The organism is Dyella sp. (assembly GCF_035486915.1).
In the GTDB taxonomy this organism is placed as follows: domain Bacteria; phylum Pseudomonadota; class Gammaproteobacteria; order Xanthomonadales; family Rhodanobacteraceae; genus Dyella_B.
Map to the genome: position 1 here is coordinate 1 of NZ_DATHMR010000149.1, position 18,587 is coordinate 18,587.

The 18,587-nt window shown below is 59.8% G+C and carries 17 protein-coding genes; 6 read left to right on the forward strand and 11 right to left on the reverse strand.

Annotated elements, in window-relative coordinates; genetic code table 11:
• Positions 1-283: 283 nt before the first annotated feature.
• Positions 284-934, reverse strand: coding sequence for an NrsF family protein (locus VK725_RS11830; RefSeq protein ID WP_325318255.1), 651 nt, complete (start codon positions 932-934; stop codon positions 284-286).
• Between the two features lie 5 nt (positions 935-939).
• Entirely contained in the window at positions 940-1,464 is a 525-nt protein-coding gene (locus VK725_RS11835) for a sigma-70 family RNA polymerase sigma factor (RefSeq protein ID WP_325318271.1), read from the reverse strand.
• Positions 1,465-1,774: 310 nt separating this feature from the next.
• Between VK725_RS11835 and VK725_RS11840 the strand changes: the two genes are divergently transcribed.
• Both VK725_RS11840 and msrB read left to right on the forward strand, forming a co-directional pair.
• Positions 1,775-3,499, forward strand: a complete 1,725-nt coding sequence (locus VK725_RS11840; protein WP_325318256.1) for a cytochrome c biogenesis protein DipZ — start codon at positions 1,775-1,777, stop codon at positions 3,497-3,499.
• Between the two features lie 28 nt (positions 3,500-3,527).
• Positions 3,528-4,151 carry a peptide-methionine (R)-S-oxide reductase MsrB gene (gene msrB / locus VK725_RS11845; protein ID WP_325318257.1) on the forward strand — a complete coding sequence of 208 codons (624 nt, stop codon included), beginning with the start codon at positions 3,528-3,530 and terminating at the stop codon, positions 4,149-4,151.
• A gap of 1 nt (position 4,152) precedes the next feature.
• Here the strand turns inward: msrB and nadD are convergent, their stop codons facing one another.
• The 8 genes from nadD to VK725_RS11885 form a co-directional block, all read right to left on the reverse strand.
• Positions 4,153-4,797: a nicotinate-nucleotide adenylyltransferase gene (gene nadD, locus VK725_RS11850; protein WP_325318258.1), complete on the reverse strand. Its 645-nt coding sequence runs from the start codon at positions 4,795-4,797 to the stop codon at positions 4,153-4,155.
• Between the two features lie 70 nt (positions 4,798-4,867).
• Complete coding sequence (gene holA / locus VK725_RS11855) at positions 4,868-5,878, reverse strand: DNA polymerase III subunit delta (protein WP_325318259.1); 1,011 nt, start codon at positions 5,876-5,878, stop codon at positions 4,868-4,870.
• Positions 5,879-5,882: 4 nt separating this feature from the next.
• On the reverse strand, positions 5,883-6,479 hold the full coding sequence (gene lptE, locus VK725_RS11860; protein WP_325318260.1) for an LPS assembly lipoprotein LptE: 597 nt from the start codon (positions 6,477-6,479) through the stop codon (positions 5,883-5,885).
• A 6-nt stretch (positions 6,480-6,485) separates the two neighbouring features.
• Positions 6,486-9,119: a leucine--tRNA ligase gene (gene leuS / locus VK725_RS11865; protein WP_325318261.1), complete on the reverse strand. Its 2,634-nt coding sequence runs from the start codon at positions 9,117-9,119 to the stop codon at positions 6,486-6,488.
• A gap of 116 nt (positions 9,120-9,235) precedes the next feature.
• Positions 9,236-9,847: a PqiC family protein gene (locus VK725_RS11870; protein WP_325318262.1), complete on the reverse strand. Its 612-nt coding sequence runs from the start codon at positions 9,845-9,847 to the stop codon at positions 9,236-9,238.
• On the reverse strand, positions 9,844-11,541 hold the full coding sequence (locus tag VK725_RS11875) for an intermembrane transport protein PqiB (protein WP_325318263.1): 1,698 nt from the start codon (positions 11,539-11,541) through the stop codon (positions 9,844-9,846). Before VK725_RS11875 ends, VK725_RS11870 begins: the two co-directional genes overlap by 4 nt.
• Complete coding sequence (locus VK725_RS11880) at positions 11,534-12,157, reverse strand: paraquat-inducible protein A (RefSeq protein ID WP_325318264.1); 624 nt, start codon at positions 12,155-12,157, stop codon at positions 11,534-11,536. The genes VK725_RS11875 and VK725_RS11880 overlap by 8 nt, the downstream gene beginning before the upstream one ends.
• On the reverse strand, positions 12,154-12,801 hold the full coding sequence (locus tag VK725_RS11885) for a paraquat-inducible protein A (RefSeq protein ID WP_325318265.1): 648 nt from the start codon (positions 12,799-12,801) through the stop codon (positions 12,154-12,156). The genes VK725_RS11880 and VK725_RS11885 overlap by 4 nt, the downstream gene beginning before the upstream one ends.
• A gap of 97 nt (positions 12,802-12,898) precedes the next feature.
• Between VK725_RS11885 and trxA the strand changes: the two genes are divergently transcribed.
• The gene (trxA, locus tag VK725_RS11890; protein WP_325318266.1) at positions 12,899-13,762 is read left to right on the forward strand and encodes a thioredoxin; all 864 of its coding nucleotides are present in this window, start codon (positions 12,899-12,901) and stop codon (positions 13,760-13,762) included.
• A 96-nt stretch (positions 13,763-13,858) separates the two neighbouring features.
• The gene (locus tag VK725_RS11895) at positions 13,859-14,311 is read left to right on the forward strand and encodes a DUF4442 domain-containing protein (RefSeq protein WP_325318267.1); all 453 of its coding nucleotides are present in this window, start codon (positions 13,859-13,861) and stop codon (positions 14,309-14,311) included.
• Here VK725_RS11895 and VK725_RS11900 read toward each other — a convergent pair.
• A complete protein-coding gene (locus VK725_RS11900) occupies positions 14,308-15,114 on the reverse strand; it encodes a glucose 1-dehydrogenase (RefSeq protein WP_325318268.1) in 807 nt (268 codons plus the stop codon). The two genes, VK725_RS11895 and VK725_RS11900, sit on opposite strands and share 4 nt — an antisense overlap.
• A 194-nt stretch (positions 15,115-15,308) precedes the next feature.
• Between VK725_RS11900 and VK725_RS11905 the strand changes: the two genes are divergently transcribed.
• Both VK725_RS11905 and VK725_RS11910 read left to right on the forward strand, forming a co-directional pair.
• Positions 15,309-15,986: a DUF502 domain-containing protein gene (locus VK725_RS11905; RefSeq protein WP_325318269.1), complete on the forward strand. Its 678-nt coding sequence runs from the start codon at positions 15,309-15,311 to the stop codon at positions 15,984-15,986.
• Between the two features lie 2 nt (positions 15,987-15,988).
• A complete protein-coding gene (locus VK725_RS11910) occupies positions 15,989-17,791 on the forward strand; it encodes a M14 family metallopeptidase (protein ID WP_414648493.1) in 1,803 nt (600 codons plus the stop codon).
• Positions 17,792-18,587: the final 796 nt, after the last annotated feature.

Sequence of the window (18,587 nt, forward strand, 5' to 3'; positions counted from 1 at the left end):
CAGGGTGGCCGTGGTGACGGCCTTGGCATTACGGGATGTGATCAAGAGTTAGGGCCTCGCGGCGTATCGGCTGCGCGGGATGGCGCAGCTCCAGTATATCCGCCCGACCGTAATGGGACGTCAAGTGGGCGCTTGAAAATCGGCTATTGGAGATTCATTCCGTCGTCTTTTCAGGGGTGCGAATCCAGCTCGCTGAACGCCTTGTTTCAGGTGCTTTACACCCTAGCCAGCGGACGAGTCCGCGGTCATGGCGCTGCCACCTCTGCGAGGTTGGAGCCGGGGCTCAGGCACGTGAAAGCAGACGCCCGCCCATCAGGGCATTCACCCCGATAACGATGGCGACGGCAAGCGCATGCATCAGCAAATCCGACGCGGCCGCGTCGACGTTGTGGATGATTTCCAGCAGGCACGCCGAGGCCGAAGCGCTGGCAAGGCCTACAACGACCGCCGTGAGCACAGGACGCAGCGGGCAGGCCCGCCGCAGTAGCCAGATCAGCAGACCCGACAGTGGGACCGACAAGCTGATGATGAAGATCAGGCAGTCATTGGCGCCATGCATATCTAAGACATGCATCCCGGGAATGTGAGCCCTAAGGCAACCCATACCGCTGGCGCCGATCCATAGCAGCGCGCTGGGCACGGGCAGCCATACCCACTTAGAGGAACGACCGGGCACCGCGAGCGCAAACGCCGCCAGCGACGCGGTGATCGCAGTCAGCACGGCACCTAGCGCCGCCACGCCAAGATCCGGTGCAGCGTGCCAGCGACGCAGCATGGTCTCCGCACCGTAATGGCTGAGCATCATCGCGGCGACGATCGCCACCACCGCCAGCCAGCCGACCGTACGCACCCACGGCGGCAGCAGACGCCGCACGGGCGTCAGCTCCGCGCCGAGCGCGTCGATCAAGGCATCATGGCGTGATACGTCAGACATCGGTACTAAGGTTCTCCGTGCAGTCGATCGCGCAGCGTTTTCAGCGCGCGATGCAGATTCACTTTCAATGCGCCGGTATTGCGACCGGTACGCTCGGCCGCTTCGGCCAGCGAGCGCTCTTTCAAACCAAGCTGTTCGACCGCTTCGCGCTGCCCCGGCGGCAGCGTTTTGATGGCGTCACGCAATCGCTGTGCGTCCTGATCGCGCTCGGTGTGCTTACTGGCGTCGTCGCGATCGGGGTGGCTCTCGAATGCGAAATCATCATGGACTTCGCGCCGGTCGCGACGACCACCGCTACGCAGCGCATCGATTGCGCGCCGGCTGGCGATCGCCGACAACCACGCATCGTAAGAGCGCGAAGGATCGAACGTGTGACGCACGCGATGGATCGTGAGCAGCGTTTCCTGCACCACGTCATCCACCGTGTCGACCGGCACACCCTGGCGTCTGGCGACCGCGCGAATCAACGCCACCGAATCGCTCAGCAAACGCGAATAGGCACGCTGGTCGCCCGCTTGCGCGGCGGCCATCCATGCTGCCCGCTGCCGGTCAGCCTGCTCGTTGGCACTGATGCTTTCGGTGGACACAGCCTGATCAATACCCCGAACCCGGTCCGGGAGTCCGCGTAGTAGTACCCACGGGCCCCGAAAGGTCAAGGTATTGATGGCCAGGGTTTGCGGCATGGTCGATCCGTCGTGGTTCTTCAGGATTTATTTCGTTTCGCAAGGGGCCACGGTTACCTTGCGCAGCACGACAACGCACACTGGGCGTAACCGCACCAACTCTGACGACGAATAGTCATCAGGACCATCCCTCACACCGGAATCAACGAGCCGATTCATGATCCTGCTGATTCTTGCTTTCCTGGGTGGCGTGCTGACGATTCTCAGCCCGTGCATCCTGCCCGTGTTGCCGTTTGTGTTTGCGCGTGCGGATCGTCCGTTCGCGCGCAACGGCCTGCCCATGCTGATCGGCATGGCGCTCACCTTCGCCCTGGTGGCCACGCTTGCCGCGGTGGGCGGTGGCTGGGCGGTGCGTGCCAATCAATATGGCCGTTACATCGCGCTGGCGGTGCTCGCGGTTCTTGGCGCCACCCTGCTTTCGCCGCACATCGCCGAATGGATTAGCCGTCCGTTTGTAAAACTCGGCAATCGACTTACGGCACGCTCCAATGAGCACGATGATTCGCCGTGGTCGGCCGCGGGATTGGGCGTTGCGACTGGTTTGCTTTGGGCACCCTGCGCGGGGCCCATTCTAGGACTGCTGCTGACAGGTGCTGCGCTGAAGGGTGCGAGCGTGCAAACCACGCTTCTGTTGCTCACTTATGCAGGTGGTGCAGCCGTTTCACTGGCGCTCGCTTTGTTGGTGGGCGGCCAGGTGTTTTCGATGATGAAACGCTCATTGGGCACTGGCGAATGGGTACGTCGTGCGTTGGGTGTGCTGGTGTTGTGTGGCGTGGCAGTGATCGCGCTTGGCGTGGATACAGGCTTGCTGACGCGGGTATCGCTGGCAAGCACGAGCGGCGTCGAGCAGAAGTTGATCGATGCCGTTCGCCCTGCACCGGCTCTCGCCGCACCCGCACCTAGAGCGGATGCAGCGTTACCCGTGGAAGGTGAACTCCCTTCGCTCAGTGGCGCGACTCAGTGGTTCAACAGCGCACCGCTGACGCCCGAGTCGCTGCACGGCAAAGTGGTGCTGGTCGATTTCTGGACGTATTCCTGCATCAACTGCATTCGCACGCTTCCTTACGTAAATGCGTGGGCGCAGAAATATCATGATCATGGGCTGGTGGTAATCGGCGTGCATTCTCCGGAATTCGCGTTTGAAAAAGATCCCGCGAATGTCGCCAAAGCAATCAAGGATTTTGGCATCACCTACCCTGTGGCGATGGATAGCAACTACGCCATCTGGCAAGGCTTCAACAACGAGTACTGGCCGGCGCATTACTTCATCGACGCGAAGGGACAGATTCGCGATCATCATTTCGGTGAAGGCGGTTATGCGCAAAGCGAAGATGTGATTCGCCGACTGCTGACGGATGCCGGCTACAAGGATCTGCCGGGCGGTTACGTGCAACCGGGTGCGACCGGTGCGGAAGCTGCCAGTTCGGATGACATGAGTCGCTCGCCCGAAACGTACGTGGGTTATGCACGCGGCGAGAATTTCGCGGGCGGGCAGATCGCGCATGACGATAGCTGGACTTACCGCGCACCGACTTCGTTGTCGATCAACCAATGGGCGTTCGGCGGAAGCTGGACCGTGCGCGAGCAAAGCGCGGCGCTCGACAAACCCGATGGCAGCATCGTCTATCGCTTCCGCGGTCGCGATCTGCATCTTGTGCTCGGTCCAGGCGAAGACGGCAAGCCGATACGTTTCCGCATCACGCTTGATGGCAAAGCACCCGGCACCGATCACGGCGCGGATGTCGATGCCGACGGCAACGGCACCATCACGAGTCAACGTCTTTATCAGCTTGTGCGCCAGTCACAGGGCACGGGCGATCGCGTTTTTGAAATCACTTTTCTTGATCCGGGTGTGCATGCTTATGCCTTCACGTTCGGTTGAGACACTTTTGAATCACCAGGAGGTCAGCGTGACATCCACATCGCATAACCATCAGCTGGACCGGCGCCGCTTTCTTCTTGCAGCGTTGGGCGGCGGAACGGCTCTCGCTTTGGGTGGTTTATCTGTCGTGCGTCTGCTTGGCGGCAAAGATCCTCATCCCATGGCGGCGCTCGCAGCCGCATCGGCCGCTAACACGCCGGATCTGTTGCTCGCCTGCTTTGCTGACGAGGACGGTCACCGCATGGGGCTGTGTCATGTGCGCAAGTTGATATTGACCGACGCGCAGTGGCATCAGCGTCTTTCAGATGAAGCATTCAATGTGATGCGGCGCCAGGGAACGGAAATGGCGTTCAGCGGGCAGCATGAGAAGCCCAATCACAAGGGACTTTATCGATGTCAGGGTTGCGATACCGCATTGTTCGACGCATCGACGCAATTCGATTCCGGTACGGGCTGGCCCAGTTTCTGGCAGCCCATTGCCAAGGAAAATGTCATCGAAACGACCGATAACAGTTACGGCATGGCTCGCACGGCCGTCAGTTGCGCGGGTTGCGACAGCCATCTGGGTCATGTATTCGACGACGGTCCGCAACCGACGGGCCTGCGTTATTGCATGAACTCGGTAGCTATGCGGTTTGTCGCGTACAGCTAATTTATGGTGTGGTTGGTTCGCGATACGGTGCGAGCAGCGACGGATCATCGAACAATCCGGCCGGCAGCAGATAACGCGGATCGCGCCCCGCCGCCAACAACTCGCGAATGCGTGTGGCTGAAATTTCCAGCGGCGTGACCGTCAGTTCAATCACACGGCCCGCTGGCTGTGAACGCACCACGGCGGGATCGTCCGTGCGCAGTGGCGCTACGGCGCGTTCAAGCTCAACGGAGATGAAGGTGTCGACACCGGGACGATTGATCACGCCAATGTGGGTGACGTCGAACAGATCCCGCCAGCGCTGCCAGCTGCGCAAACCCGCAAAGGCATCGGCACCCAGCAGCAACACCAGCGGACGATCGCCGAATTCCTCGCGAAACTCTTCCAGCGTGTCGATCGTATAAGAAGGGCCGCTGCGATCGAGTTCACGCGTATCCAGTGTCAAGCGGGATTGGCCACGCAATGCAGCGCGCAACATCTCAACGCGCTGCTCGGCGGTGGCAGTGGGCGCTGAGCGATGCGGTGGCACGCTGGCAGGCATGAGCCGCACTTCCGCATCGAGCAACTCGGATGCTTCCCAGGCGACGCTGAGATGACCGATGTGAATCGGATCAAACGTACCACCGAATAGTGCGAGCGGTTTCATACCAAAGCGTCCTGCCCTGCTCTCTTTTGCAACGAGGACGATTTTACTTCGCGGGTATGACGCGGTGCGATCATGCCAGTGCCTGTGCGGCCCTTGGCTCGGCCATCGCTGCAATCAGCCGCTGCGCCTCCAGCCACGCATTGCCTGCTTCGCGCCCTTTGGCAATGCGATCGATACGCGCGGCGCGAGCAAGACACTGCATCCAGTGTTCGCGCGGCGCGCGGCGCAAGGCTTTTCGGAACAGTTGTTCGCGCGCGGGCCACAGGCGTTCCGCCCGCGCCTGGGCGCTGAAGTCGTGGGCATTGGCCAGACGCAAGGCCAGCTGCAGCTGATTGACGACCCAGCCCATCAATGCGATCAGTTCTTCGCCTTCTGCATGCAAGCCATCGAGAATGCGTAGTGCACGGCCACCATCGCCACTCAGCGCTGCATCGGTGAGTTTGAAAGCGTCATAACGGGCGCTGTCCGCAACGAGATGTTCCATCTCGGCAGCATCGATCTTGCCTTGCCCATGCAGCACTGCAAGCTTGTCCACCTCTTGCGCGGCGGCGAGCAGGTTGCCTTCGACGCGTTCGGCCAGCAACGCCGCGGCTTCCGGAGTAGCGGTGAGACCGCGCGTCGCCAGCCGTGCACCGATCCACGCCTCCCATTCGTGCGGTCGCGGCGCGTTGAACACGACGACGGTGCCGGCGCTATCGACCTGTTTTGTCCAGGCGCCTTCGTGCTTGTTGCTCCACTCCACCGCAGTGATCACCAGAGACACATCGGGTGGTGGATTTGCGCAAAACTCGTTGATGGCTTTGGCGCCTTCCGTACCGGGGCGCCCTGTCGGCAAACGCAGATCGATCAACCGGCGCGTTGCAAACAAGGACATGCCTGCGCCGGCACGAGCCAGTTCATCCCAGTCGAAATGAGCACCGACATCCAACACGTCGCGCTCGGTGTAGCCGAGCTTGCGCGCCTGCGCGCGCAAGGCATCGGCTGCTTCCAGCACCAGCAATTCCTCACCCGCCAGCAGGTACACCGGGCTCAAGCTGTCTGCAGCTAGCGCCTTTTGCCACTGCGAGCTGTTGAGCGGCATGCGATCAGGGAATGGTTGTTGATGGGATAGCCTGCGGCGACGAATTCATCGTCGACGCCGCCGACGCCGGTGCCGCCGTACCCGCAGCCTTCACGGCTGCTTCCTCACCGTTCTTTCTGACCGCCTGCAGACGGAACAGAATGGCCTGAACCATATCATCGACCAGGCTGCCCTGAATGGCCTCAACCTGTGCTTGCGTGCCGATGACCTGGCTGGCGTCGTAACTGTAGGAGCGCTGCATATCGATGCTTTCGCCTGGAATGATTGTCTTGCCGGTTCCATCCTGTGCGTTGAACAAGACGTGGTAGTGGACGGCATACTCCGTCACCTGCGCAACGCCATTGACCGTTAGCGTCTGGATCGAGAAGGTCTGGATGGGAACATGCAGCTCGGCGATGCCGGTGCCGCTTTCCTTTTCAACCTTCACGTTGGAGGCGAGCAACGCACGCGCGATTTTGCGCTGCAGATCGCCGCCACCGCCGACAGTGAGATGCACGCGTTCCATACCCTTTGGCAACGCAGTGCTTCCACGCAAGTGAAAACCGCATGCCACGAGCGCAAGAACGGGCAACAGCAATAACGGTTTGAGCAAGCGATTCATGAATTTTTATCCTGCGACGATGTTGACGATCTTGCCCGGAACGACAATCACTTTGCGAACGGTTTGACCTTCGAGGAACGCAGCAACCTGCGGATGTGCGCGGGCTGCAGCTTCGGCATCGTCCTTGGACGCGTTCGCCGCCACCTCGATGGTACCGCGCAATTTGCCATTGACCTGAACGGCCAGGGTCAACGAATCGCGTACAAGGGCCGCAGTATCTACCGCCGGCCACGGCTGATCATCCACCACGGACTGCTGGTGACCCAATGCCTGCCACAAGGTATGGCTGACATGCGGGACCACCGGGTTCAGCAGCAGCACCATGGTTTGCAGCACTTCATGGCGCACGGCACGACCCTGATCGCTCTGGTCGCTGAATTTGTTTACGGCGTTGAGCAACTCCATCAACGATGCGATGGCTGTGTTGAATGCATGCCGGCGGCCGAAGTCGTCACTGACTTTCTGGATGGTCTCGTGCAGCTGGCGGCGCAATGCCTTCTGCCCCGCATCGAGTGCGGACGAATCAACTTCCGGATGGTCGGGCTGGCCAACGTGCGTTGTCACCTCGCGCCAGAAACGGCGAAGGAAACGTGCCATACCTTCCACACCCGCTTCGCTCCACTCCAGCGACTGCTCTGGCGGCGCGGCGAACATGGAGAACAGGCGCACGGTGTCCGCGCCGAACTTCTCCACCATCGTCTGCGGATCGACGCCGTTGTTTTTGGATTTGGACATCTTCTCGGTGCCGCCGATCTGCACCGGCTTGCCGTCGGCTTTGAGCACCGCGCCGACGACACGCGCTTTTTCATCGCGATGGATTTCGACATCGGCCGGATTGATCCAATCCTTCGAACCGTCCTCGTTTTCGCGATAAAACGTTTCGGCAATCACCATGCCCTGACACAGCAGATTGGTGGCCGGCTCGTCCGCCTTCACCATGCCCGCGTCGCGCATCAGCTTGTGATAGAAACGGAAATACAGCAGATGCAGGATCGCGTGTTCGATGCCGCCGATGTACTGATCGACAGGCAGCCAGTAGTTGGCGCGTTCGTCGACCTGGCCTTGCGCACCTGGGCTGGTGTAGCGCGCGTAATACCAGCTCGATTCCATGAAGGTATCGAACGTATCGGTTTCGCGCTCGGCCGGACCGCCACATTGTGGGCACGTCGTCTTGCGCCATTCGGGATCGGCCTTGATCGGCGATTGCACGCCAGAGAACGCGACGTCTTCCGGCAACACCACGGGCAGCTGATCTTCCGGCACCGGCACGGCATCGCATTTTGCACAATAGATCACCGGAATCGGGCAGCCCCAGTAACGCTGGCGGCTGACGCCCCAGTCGCGCAGACGCCAGTTCACGCGGCGCAGGCCCTTGTCCTCGGCTTCCAGTTTCTTAGCGAGAAAATCGAATGCTTCGCGATAATTCTTGCCGTCGAGTTCGCCGGAGTTGACCACGCGCATGTCGGTGCGCGCCTTGTCCGAATACCACTCTTTCCAGTGTTGCGGATCGTAGTTCGCATCGTCGCCGCTGATGGCGATGACTTGCTTGATCGGCAGATTGTATTTGTGCGCAAACTCGAAATCGCGCTCGTCGTGACCAGGTACCGCCATGACCGCGCCGGTGCCGTAACCCATCAGCACGAAGTTCGCGACCCAGATCGGTACTTGCTCACCGGTGATCGGGTGAATCGCAAACAGGCCTGTGGCCATGCCGCGTTTTTCCTGCGTTTCGAGTTCGGCTTCGGACACGCCGCCGTGCTTGAGTTCATCCAGGAACGCAGCGAGTTTCGGATTGGTTTTCGCGGCTTTCAACGCGAGCGGATGTTCGCCAGCGATCGAGACGAAGGTGACGCCCATCAGCGTGTCGGGGCGTGTGGTGAAAACCGTCAGCGGCTCGGCTTCGTTTTCGACGGCGAAGTGAATCTCCAGACCTTCGCTGCGACCGATCCAGTTGCGCTGCATGGTCTTTACCGCATCCGGCCAGCCGGGCAGCGTGTCCAGGCCATCTAGCAGTTCCTGCGCGTAGTCGGTGATTTTGAGGAACCACTGTGGAATTTCGCGCTTCTCGACCAATGCGCCGGAACGCCAGCCGCGGCCATCGATCACCTGCTCGTTCGCGAGGACGGTTTGATCGATCGGATCCCAATTCACTACCGCGTTTTTGCGATAGGCCAGGCCCTTCTTCATCAACCGCGTGAACATCTGCTGTTCCCAGCGGTAATAGTCCGGGCGGCAGGTGGCAAATTCGCGGGACCAATCGATCGCATAGCCGAGCGATTTGAGCTGCTCGCGCATGTGGTCGATGTTTTTGTACGTCCATTTGGCGGGCGCGGTGTTGTTCTTGATCGCAGCGTTTTCAGCAGGCAGACCGAATGCATCCCAGCCCATCGGCTGCAGCACGTTCTTGCCGTTCATGCGCTGATAGCGGCTGATGACGTCGGCAATGGTGTAGTTGCGCACGTGCCCCATGTGCAGCGCGCCGGATGGATAGGGCAGCATCGCGAGGCAATAGAACTTGGGCCTTGCGGGATCCTCCGTTACCTCATACGCGCGCTGCGCATTCCAATACTGCTGCGCGGCGGATTCCACCGCCTGCGGGTTGTAATCGTTCTGGGAACCCTGGTCTTGAATGTCCTGCATGATCCGGCGCCGTTATGCTTATTCGTAAGCGCAAAAAGGGCTTTCCCCGCGCGCTGCATTGAACGGACCAGACTAGCAGAAATGGGCTAATTCTTGGATCGGCGGCAATTATTCCATCATCCCGCCGGGCACCCCGGCGTGCTGCCCGCCGCCATGGCCGGTGCCACGCTGGCGATGCGGTCGGCCAGCTCCGACAGCGCACGCTGGTGGCCGGCCACGAGCCCTTCGTAACCCTGACCGGCGTCCTCGTTGATCCGGCTACGGCAGGTGATGACGCCCTCTCCCTTCAAGGGGCGGATGGTCCAGGTGGCATCGATCAGCGCATAGCTGCCGGGCGACGAATCGAACCGCTGCAGCTCCACCTTGATGCGCAGCACCGGCTTGCCATCCACCGGCAGACCCGTGGTGATGTCCTGCGCGTTAAGACGGCGAGAGATATCCACCGACAGCGCGCCACGCACCTCATCGGCCAGCGGCGCGACCCAACGCTCGCCGTTGAGCAAATCGACCGCCTGACCGCCCTGACGTACCACCAACTGGGGCACATCGTCCTGGGCGGGAATGCCCACCGGCAGCAGCTCGAACTGGAAGCTGGCCGGTGGAACGGCTGTATCAGCTTGGGCCGTATCAGGCGCCGGAATGAGCGTGTAGTAGTGCATCGGTGCCGACGAACACGCCGCCAACATCGCTGTGCCGAGCACGACCATGAGGTGTCGCATGCGAATCATGGGTTGCTCCCTTGTTGTGGCTTGGCGTTGCTGGGTGATGCTGCAGGTGCGCTGCTATCGGTGGTCGGCGACGGATCGGCGCGGCGGCCGCGTATCAATGCATCCGGATGCGCACCCAGATAATCCGTCAGCACGCGCAGCGATTGCGCCATGCGCTGCAGCTGCTGCAAGGTGCTCGTCAGGTTTTGCTGCAGCGGGGAATCGGCTGCAAGCGCGGTATTCGCCGTGCCAAAGGTCTGATTCGCACCTTTCAGGGTGTTACGCACTTCAGGCAGCACCTGACCATTGACCTGCTTGAGCGTCCTGTCGAGCTCCGCCAGCGAGTCGTTGAGATTCTTGCCAATGCTGTCGAACGGGATCTTCTGGATCTTGTCGACAATCTGCCCGATCTGCTCCTGCAGCTTGTCGAAATCGCCCGGTGCAGTCGGAATTTCCAGCGGACGCGCATTCGGGTCGTAGGCAACCTTCGGCGCCTTCGGAATGAAATCGAGCGAAATGTACAACTGACCGGTCAGCAGATTTCCGGAGCGTGCCTGCGCGCGCAGACCACGCCCAACGAGGGTGCCGATCATGTGCGATAGATCGTCGTTATCGCCCTGCGCCTTGGCGACCTGCACCAGCTTCTCGTGCGCGCGGCCCAGACGATCCGGATAGATCACCGCGCCGACATAGATCGGGAAGGTTTGCGATTTCTCGTCATAGTCCATGCGAATGGAAACGACATTACCCAGCGGGATGCCCTTGAATTCCACCGGAGCATTCACCGCCAAACCACGAAGCGACTGATCGAAGCGCATGCGGATGTAATGCGGCTCGCCATCCGGGGGAGCCATCGCATTGGTTTGCGTGTCGAACAGCGTGAAACTCGTGCCTTCCGGCGCGGACGTCGTGCTGGGATGCGGGCCCGGCGCATCAAGAAACGCCACGCCGCCGGCGAGCACCGTGGCCAGCGATTGCGTATTGAGTTTCAGACCGTCCGCGCCGATCGAAACATCGATACCGCTGGCATTCCAGAAGCGCGAATCGGTCGTAACGAATTTGTCGTAGGGATCTTTAATGAAAATCTGCAGCGAGACGGCTTTGCCATCGTCGTTGAGTTTGTAAGACGCGACGCGACCAACCTGTATACGACGGAAGTAAATGGGTGAACCGATATCCAGCGAACCCAGATCCGCCGAATGCAGCATGAAGCTTCTGCCCTTCTCGTCATGCGTGACGGACGGCGGCGTTTCCAGACCTGTGAAGTCCGATTGCGGCTGTTGGGAATTGCCGACGTCCACACCGATAAACGAACCCGACAGCAACGTGTCGATGCCCGACACGCCGCCCAGACCGATGCGCGGACGCACCACCCAGAAGCGCGAGTCCGATACCGCAATGCTCTGTGCGCTCTTTTCCAGATCCACTTTGACAAACACGTTGTGATGATCCGGACTCAAGCGGATGGTGGTCACCTTGCCGATGACCACGTCCTTGTACTTCACCACGGTCTTGCCAGGGTCCAGACCTTGCGCGTTCTGGAAGCTGATCGTGATGGTTGGCCCTTGCTGCACCCACGCGTTAATGACCAGCGACAGGCCCACGAGCGCCGCCACGATCGGCACCAACCAGATGAGCGCAGGCGTAGCGCGACGACGCCGTACTACCGGCTCCGGCAGATTGTCATGCAAACCGGGTTTGGTTTCGTCAGTCATCTTCGTCCTTGCAATCCCAGATCAAGCGCGGGTCAAAACTCATGGAAGCCAGCATGGTCAGCACCACCGTCAACCCGAAGTAAACGACGCCGGGCAACGGTTCCACCTGACTGAAAAATCCGAACTGCACCAACGCGGTCAACAGCGACACCACGAATACGTCGAGCATCGACCAGTAACCGATGAACTCTACCAGCCGAAACAACTTGGACCGCTGTGTGCGAGCCCAGTTGGTACCGCGGTGCACACTCAGCAATAGCGTAGTCATGACCAGGAATTTCATCATCGGCACCACGATACTGGCCGTGAAGACGATGACCGCCAGATCGGGCGACCCCTTCACCCATAACTCGATCACGCCACTGAGGATGGTGTTGTCGTCCACATCGCCCAGACTCACCGTGCGCATGATCGGCAGTACGTTGGCCGGAATGTACAGGAGAAAGGCTGCAACCAATAACGCCCACGTCCTGGCGCAACTATCGGGTTTGCGCCGATGCAGTTCAGCACCGCAACGCGGGCATGCGGCGTCCTCTACGCCGGCATCGCGGCAGACAAGGCCACATATGTGACAGCCGATCACACCCAGCTCATGCGCACGGGGCAACGCGCTCATGGCACCTGCTCCGGAATCTTGTCCCATAACTGACGCACATCGATACCCGAAAAGATGGTGATCAGTACCGCCAGAGCGGCATAGGCGAAAACACCGATATCGGGTTTCACATCGAAATAAAGATGCGCCTTGACGATCGACACCAACACGCCAAGCACAAACACTTCGCTCATCGTCCACGGGTTGATGTAGTGCATGATCACCATCAAGCGCCCGAAACCCGGCGCACGTCGCCCAATGCGACCGTACGCAAGCAACCAGCCCAGCGTGAGCATCTTGCACAGCGGGAAGAAGAATAGTGTCCCGGCCGCAAGAACCGCCACGACCTGCGAATGCTCCTTCCACATCATGACGATGATGCCCCACAACGTGGTGCGGATCTGCTCGCCATTGAGGCCGAGCGTAATGATGGGCCACACATTGGCCTGCACGAACACCACCATCACCGTGACGACCAGCGCGAACATCCCGTTGACGCCAATCCGCTGGTGACGTTCCAGCACCGCCTGACAGCGCAGGCAGCGAGCGACTTCGCCATATGCCAGGGGGCGACGGCGATGCACCGTGTCGCAATATTCACAAATCAGCAACGCGGGCGTTGCCACTTTCTGCGCGTGCTCGGTGCTGGAAGGCGGCAAACTCATGCAGACGATTCTCGCAAATCCGCGGCAACCGTGCGCACTCTTGATAAGCTCCCCTCTGCCCCGATTTATGTGCGGATAATCCTCAGGGAACCTATTTGTGAACGCTGCCGTCACTTCGCCTATCTTTGATGTCGACCAGGAAAACTTCGAGACGGAGGTATTGCAGGCCTCGCTCAAGACCCCGGTGCTGGTGGATTTCTGGGCAACGTGGTGCGGTCCCTGCAAGACGCTGGGCCCCATGCTGGAAAAACTGGCGGCCGAGTACAACGGCGCGTTTCGCCTCGGCAAGGTGGACGTCGACAAGAATCAGGAACTGGCCGGCGTTTTCGGCATCCGCAGCATTCCGACGGTGATGCTGGTCAAAGACGGTCAGATTGCCGACGGTTTCGCGGGTGCCTTGCCCGAAGGCCAACTGCGCGAATTTCTTTCGCGTCATGTGCAACCGCTAGAAGGCGATCTTGACGATGAGCCCCAAGACACTGCACCTGAATCGCCCGAACAAGCCATCAATCGCCTGCAGCAAGCGATCGCTGCGGATGCCGATCGCCCGGAATTGAAGCTGGATCTTGCCGTGGCGCTTGCACAGGCCGGCCACGCCTCGGCCGCCGAAGCCGAACTCAATGCGCTGCCAGCCAATCTCGCGACCGACACCCGCGCGGTTCGCTTGCGCAGTCAGCTCGATCTTGTCCGCACCCTCGAGGGCACGCCTGCGCTGGACGCGCTGCAACAACGCCTGCAAGCCAACCCTCAGGATTGGGAAGCGCACGATCTCCTTGGCGTGCGCCTTGTCCTTGGCGACGATCCCGGCGCCGGCATGGAGCATTGGCTGCTGATGCTTGAAAAGGCCCGTGACTGGAACGACGGGCAGGCAAAAAAACGCCTGTTAGCCGCATTCAACACCCTGGACGATGCCGAACTCGTTGGACGCTATCGCCGCCGCATGGCGTCGCTGTTGTTCTAAACAGCTCAAACGCGCTTCTGCGGAAAATCCTCAAAACAAAGCCCACCATACGCATGAGTATGGTAGGCTTTGCGCTTTCTTTTCCAGGAGCATGGAATGCACGCCTCCACCTTCCGCCGGTTGCTGAACCTATGGCCACCGTTTTTCTTCAACAGTATTCGCGTGGAGAGTCTGGACGAGGGTTACACCGAAGCGCGTGTCGTGTTGCGATTGCGTCCTTGGAATCGGAATTACGTGCGTACGCAGTTCGGCGGTAACTTGTTTGCGATGGCCGATCCATTCTGGATGCTGCTGATCATCCAGCATCTGGGGAAAGATCATTATGTCTGGGACAAAGCGGGCACGATCGATTTCGTCGCGCCAGGACGCGCGGATGTGTACGCGCACTTCAAGCTCGAGCCCGCGGTACTGGATGAACTACGTGCCGCGGCGGCCGACGGCGAGAAAGTACTTCGCTGGTTTGAAGTGCCGATCAAGACAGCCGACGGTGAAGTCGTCGCCATCGTTCGCAAGCAAATCTACGTGCGGCTGAAACCGAAAAATCGCTAGTTTTCCTGCGAAAGCGTGGCAGCGGAACCGGCAAGAATGCCGCCATCGATGTTGAGTTCGGTACCCGTCATATACGCCGCTTCATCGGAAGCGAGCATCACCGCCAGTGCGGCAACTTCTTCGGGCGTACCGAAACGCTGCATGGGTGTATCGCGTACACATGCGCGCATGTTCGCTTCGCGCTCCGGGCCACGGCCCAGCATCGGCTCCCACATCGGGGTAAGAATCGCGGCGGGGTGAATCGAGTTGCAGCGAATCGCAAGGCCCTGCTCCGCGCAATACAGCGCTACCGTCTTGGAGTGATTGCGCACCGCCGCCTTGGAAGACGCGTAGGCCGCAGCTGCAGGAATACCCACAAGCCCCGAGCGCGAAGAAATATTGATGATCGAACCTGTGCCCTGGTCGCGCATCGCACGTATGGCTTGTCTACAACCGAGAAACACGCCATCCAAATTGGTGCGATGAACAGCATGCCAGTCTTCAAGCGATACGTGCTCGGGATCGTGTAGACGCATACCGTCTTCGAAGCCCGTGACACCGGCATTGTTGACCAGCACATCCAGCCGGCCGTGATCGAGCAGTATCTGCACCATCACGCGTTTCCAATCCAGTTCCACGCGTACATCCAGGTGACTGTACGACGCGTTCGGACCCATGGACTGCGCGGCAGCCCGACCTTCCTTGTCGCGAATGTCGCTCAGAACCACATGTGCGCCTTCTTTTGCAAAAGCCCGCGCTATCGCTTCGCCGATACCACGCGCGGCACCGGTGACCAAGGTCACCTTATCCTCGAGACGACGCATGCGCTTCCCCTGTTCGCGCTGTGAGCAATTCATTCTCGTGGGAAGTATGCGACGCGCTCAAGCAGCAGTTGCGCTTTTTGCTCACCAGTACCGGAATTGCCGAATCACCGAAAAGGGATGGGTGACGAATAGGCCCATCGTGCGGCACCTCCACTCCCCTACAATGGACCTCCCCACTCCATCGGTATCCCCCAATGCCGCGGTTGCGCCTCAAACGCTATCTCATCACCGGCCTGCTGACCTTCCTGCCTTTATGGGTCACGTTTCTGGTCTTCAAATTCGTCTTTGGCCTGCTCGCCAACTTGGGCGCACCGCTGGTGTCCGGATTCGTTGCCGTACTCAATCTGTGGGCGCCTCAGACGGCGGCCGAGCTCGATCAAAGCTGGACTATCAACATCATGGCGTTGGTGCTTACGTTGATCGCGCTATACATCATCGGTTTTTTTGCGAACTGGGTGATCGGCCAGCGTTTGCTGCACGCGTTTGACACACTGCTGCAACGTATTCCGCTGGTACAAACCATTTATGGCGGAACGAAGAAGCTCACGACGGTGCTGCAGAACAAACCAAGCGGTCTGCAGCGTGTGGTGTTGGTGGATTTTCCGCGCAGAGGCATGAAAGTCGTCGGGTTCGTCACGCGCACGATGATGGAAGAAGGTACGGGCCGTGAAATGGCCGCCGTGTACATTCCGACCACGCCCAATCCGACGGGTGGTTACCTCGAAGTGGTGCCGCTCGATGAGTTGACGCCCACCGACTGGACCATGGATCAAGCAATGGCTTTCATCATTTCCGGTGGCGCCGTGGCACCGGATACCCTGCCGGCATCGCCCAGCGCGTCGCGGGCAGACATCAACGAGGATCGGGCCTAATCATGCGTCGTCTCTTGCCATTCATTCTGTTGGGAGCCTTTGCCATGAGCACGCATGCTGCCGGCCCAAGCAACAACGATTGGATCACGCCCGCGGAAACATCGCATTTCCGCACGACCCCCTCCTACAAAGAGACGCTGGCCTATCTGCAGCGGTTACAACAAGCCGCGCCTGGAAAAATCAAACTGGAAACGTTTGGCATCACACCGCAAGGTCGCCCGATGACGGTGGTGATCGCCAGTGGCGATGGCACGTTCACGCCCGATGCGGCGCGCGCGGCGCACAAACCGATTGTGCTGCTGCAAGCGGGCATCCATCCCGGTGAGATTGAAGGCAAAGATGCCGGCTTGATGCTGTTGCGCGACATCGCAATCAAGAATAAGTATCCGCACCTGCTCGATCACATCGTGCTGGTCTACATCCCCGTATTCAGCGTGGATGGTCACGAACAGAGTTCGCCTTACAACCGCATCAACCAGAACGGTCCGGAAAGCATGGGTTTTCGCGGCCAGGCGCAATATCTCAATCTCAATCGCGATTACATCAAAGCGGATGCACCGGAGATGCAGTCGTGGCTGAAACTTTGGCAGACGTGGCTGCCGGACTTTCTGATCGATGTGCACACCACCGACGGCGCGGACTACCAGTACGACTTGACGTGGTACACCGAAGACCCGCACAAGCTCGATCCGGCGATCGATGCATGGCAGAAGAAAACCATCGTTGACGAGGCGATGCCCGCCTATGAAAAGCACGGCCATCTCGCGTCGATCTATCTTGAATTCAAGGACGGCCGCGATCCGCGCAAAGGTATCGAAAACTTTGGCTCCGGGCCCCGTTTTTCCACGGGCTATGCGGCACTTCAGAACCGTCCTGCGTTGCTGATCGAAACGCACATGCTTAAGTCGTACGCAGTCCGAGTCTATGCCGTTTATGACCTTCTTCATGTGTTGCTCGACGAGATCAATCGTGATCCTTCCGCTTTGATCGCTGCGACGAGCAAGGCAGACGCGAACACTGTTGCGCGCTCGCAGGATGCCAAGGTGCAGGTGCCGTTGACGTTCAAGCCCGATCCGGCATCAACACCGTTCGAGCTGAAAGGCTACGCCTTCACCCAGACGCACAGCGACATTTCGAACGACACCTGGATTCAATACGATCCGACCAAACCGCAGACGTATCGCATCGACAACTGGAACGGCTTGCTGCCCGATCTGTCGATCACGCCGCCGGCGGCTTACGTGATCCCCGGGGAGTGGAAAGTCATCATCGACAAGCTCGATGAGCATGGCATTGCGTACCTGCGCATCGGTCACCCGATGAAACAGGTGGACGCGGAGGCTTATCAGCTCAGCGATCCGAAATGGGCGGATGTGCCCTTTGAAGGTCACCTCATGCTTCGCAGCTTCTCGCTGCAGGCAAAACCCACGGAAGTGACGCTGCCGGCGGGATCGATTGTTGTGCCGATGAATCAGCGGGCAGCGAACATCGCTATCGAGCTACTTGAACCGCAGGCACCCGACTCCTTGCTGCGCTGGGGTTATCTCAACGCGATTTTTGAACCGAAGGAATATGGCGAACCGCGCGTGTTGGAAAAACTGGCACGCGACATGATGGTGAAAGATCCGAAGCTCAAAGCGGAGTTTGAGCAGAAGCTGCACGATGATCCTGCGTTTGCCGCGAGCAGTCGCGCGCGCCTGGAGTTCTTCTTTGAGCGTTCGCCGTGGTACAGCGTGCAGGCAGTGGGCGCTTATCCCGTGCTGCGACTCAATGCGGCGCAATTGGCGATTCTGGGGACTAAGTAGCGCCCTATCCCATTCTTACTTGGCCGCAATGACGGTGATGCGAGCCATTCGCTCTGATCGAAACGGCGGCGGCCCAGAATCTGGAATCGCACCAGATGTAAATGAAGCGGCGAACAAGCCCTGGTCACTGCCGATCTGCTGGAATGACCGCTCGCCCGCGAGTGTCAAATGGAAAAAACGTGCGTTGGCGGCATTGAGTACGCGGAAACGGTAGCGCCGCGGCTGCACATCGCAGGAATGATCGCCGTGGCGGAAATCCGTTGAAGCCGGACCCTGGGCGGGTGAAGTTACCGACAGCGTTAACAAGCAAGCGGCAAGACAAGCAGCTAGACAAGTGCGCATGGCAGTCCTCCGGTGACAGTCGACGGCACGCTCCCCTAAACGGGATAGACGACGGCCATACCCAGTGGCGATGACAAGCTCGTAACAACCTTACGACGGTGAACAAAACGACTCGGCTGCAACGCACAAACCAACGGTGCAAGCGCCGACAAGCCACCCCTGACCTTTGACACTGTGTCCTCCATGACCTTTGACCTAGGGTGAACGGTCATGGCGGCCAGAGGGGGAGAGACCGACGGGCCAGCCTGAGTAAACACAATCGCTTGCGGGCGATTTATCGACACCTCCAGAGGGATTTCCATGACCAACAAGCCTATGAAGCCGCTAGTGCTCGCTTTAAGCGTTGCCCTGGCCCTGACCGCCTGCGGTAAACAGGAACAAGCCGCTGCGCCGGCACCTGCTCCTGCCCCGGCATCCACGGCCGCACCCGCTGCCGCTGCCGCCGCTGCCGCCA

What these genes read in the sequence shown, in the direction of transcription:
- VK725_RS11830 (WP_325318255.1), bottom strand. Translation starts at nt 934, where the DNA reads ATGTCTGACGTATCACGCCATGATGCCTTGATCGACGCGCTCGGCGCG.
- VK725_RS11835 (WP_325318271.1), bottom strand. Translation starts at nt 1,464, where the DNA reads ATGGCCGCCGCGCAAGCGGGCGACCAGCGTGCCTATTCGCGTTTGCTG.
- VK725_RS11840 (WP_325318256.1), top strand. Translation starts at nt 1,775, where the DNA reads ATGATCCTGCTGATTCTTGCTTTCCTGGGTGGCGTGCTGACGATTCTC.
- nadD (WP_325318258.1), bottom strand. Translation starts at nt 4,797, where the DNA reads ATGAAACCGCTCGCACTATTCGGTGGTACGTTTGATCCGATTCACATC.
- holA (WP_325318259.1), bottom strand. Translation starts at nt 5,878, where the DNA reads ATGCCGCTCAACAGCTCGCAGTGGCAAAAGGCGCTAGCTGCAGACAGC.
- lptE (WP_325318260.1), bottom strand. Translation starts at nt 6,479, where the DNA reads ATGAATCGCTTGCTCAAACCGTTATTGCTGTTGCCCGTTCTTGCGCTC.
- leuS (WP_325318261.1), bottom strand. Translation starts at nt 9,119, where the DNA reads ATGCAGGACATTCAAGACCAGGGTTCCCAGAACGATTACAACCCGCAG.
- VK725_RS11870 (WP_325318262.1), bottom strand. Translation starts at nt 9,847, where the DNA reads ATGATTCGCATGCGACACCTCATGGTCGTGCTCGGCACAGCGATGTTG.
- VK725_RS11875 (WP_325318263.1), bottom strand. Translation starts at nt 11,541, where the DNA reads ATGACTGACGAAACCAAACCCGGTTTGCATGACAATCTGCCGGAGCCG.
- VK725_RS11880 (WP_325318264.1), bottom strand. Translation starts at nt 12,157, where the DNA reads ATGAGCGCGTTGCCCCGTGCGCATGAGCTGGGTGTGATCGGCTGTCAC.
- VK725_RS11885 (WP_325318265.1), bottom strand. Translation starts at nt 12,801, where the DNA reads ATGAGTTTGCCGCCTTCCAGCACCGAGCACGCGCAGAAAGTGGCAACG.
- VK725_RS11895 (WP_325318267.1), top strand. Translation starts at nt 13,859, where the DNA reads ATGCACGCCTCCACCTTCCGCCGGTTGCTGAACCTATGGCCACCGTTT.
- VK725_RS11900 (WP_325318268.1), bottom strand. Translation starts at nt 15,114, where the DNA reads ATGCGTCGTCTCGAGGATAAGGTGACCTTGGTCACCGGTGCCGCGCGT.
- VK725_RS11905 (WP_325318269.1), top strand. Translation starts at nt 15,309, where the DNA reads ATGCCGCGGTTGCGCCTCAAACGCTATCTCATCACCGGCCTGCTGACC.
- VK725_RS11910 (WP_414648493.1), top strand. Translation starts at nt 15,989, where the DNA reads ATGCGTCGTCTCTTGCCATTCATTCTGTTGGGAGCCTTTGCCATGAGC.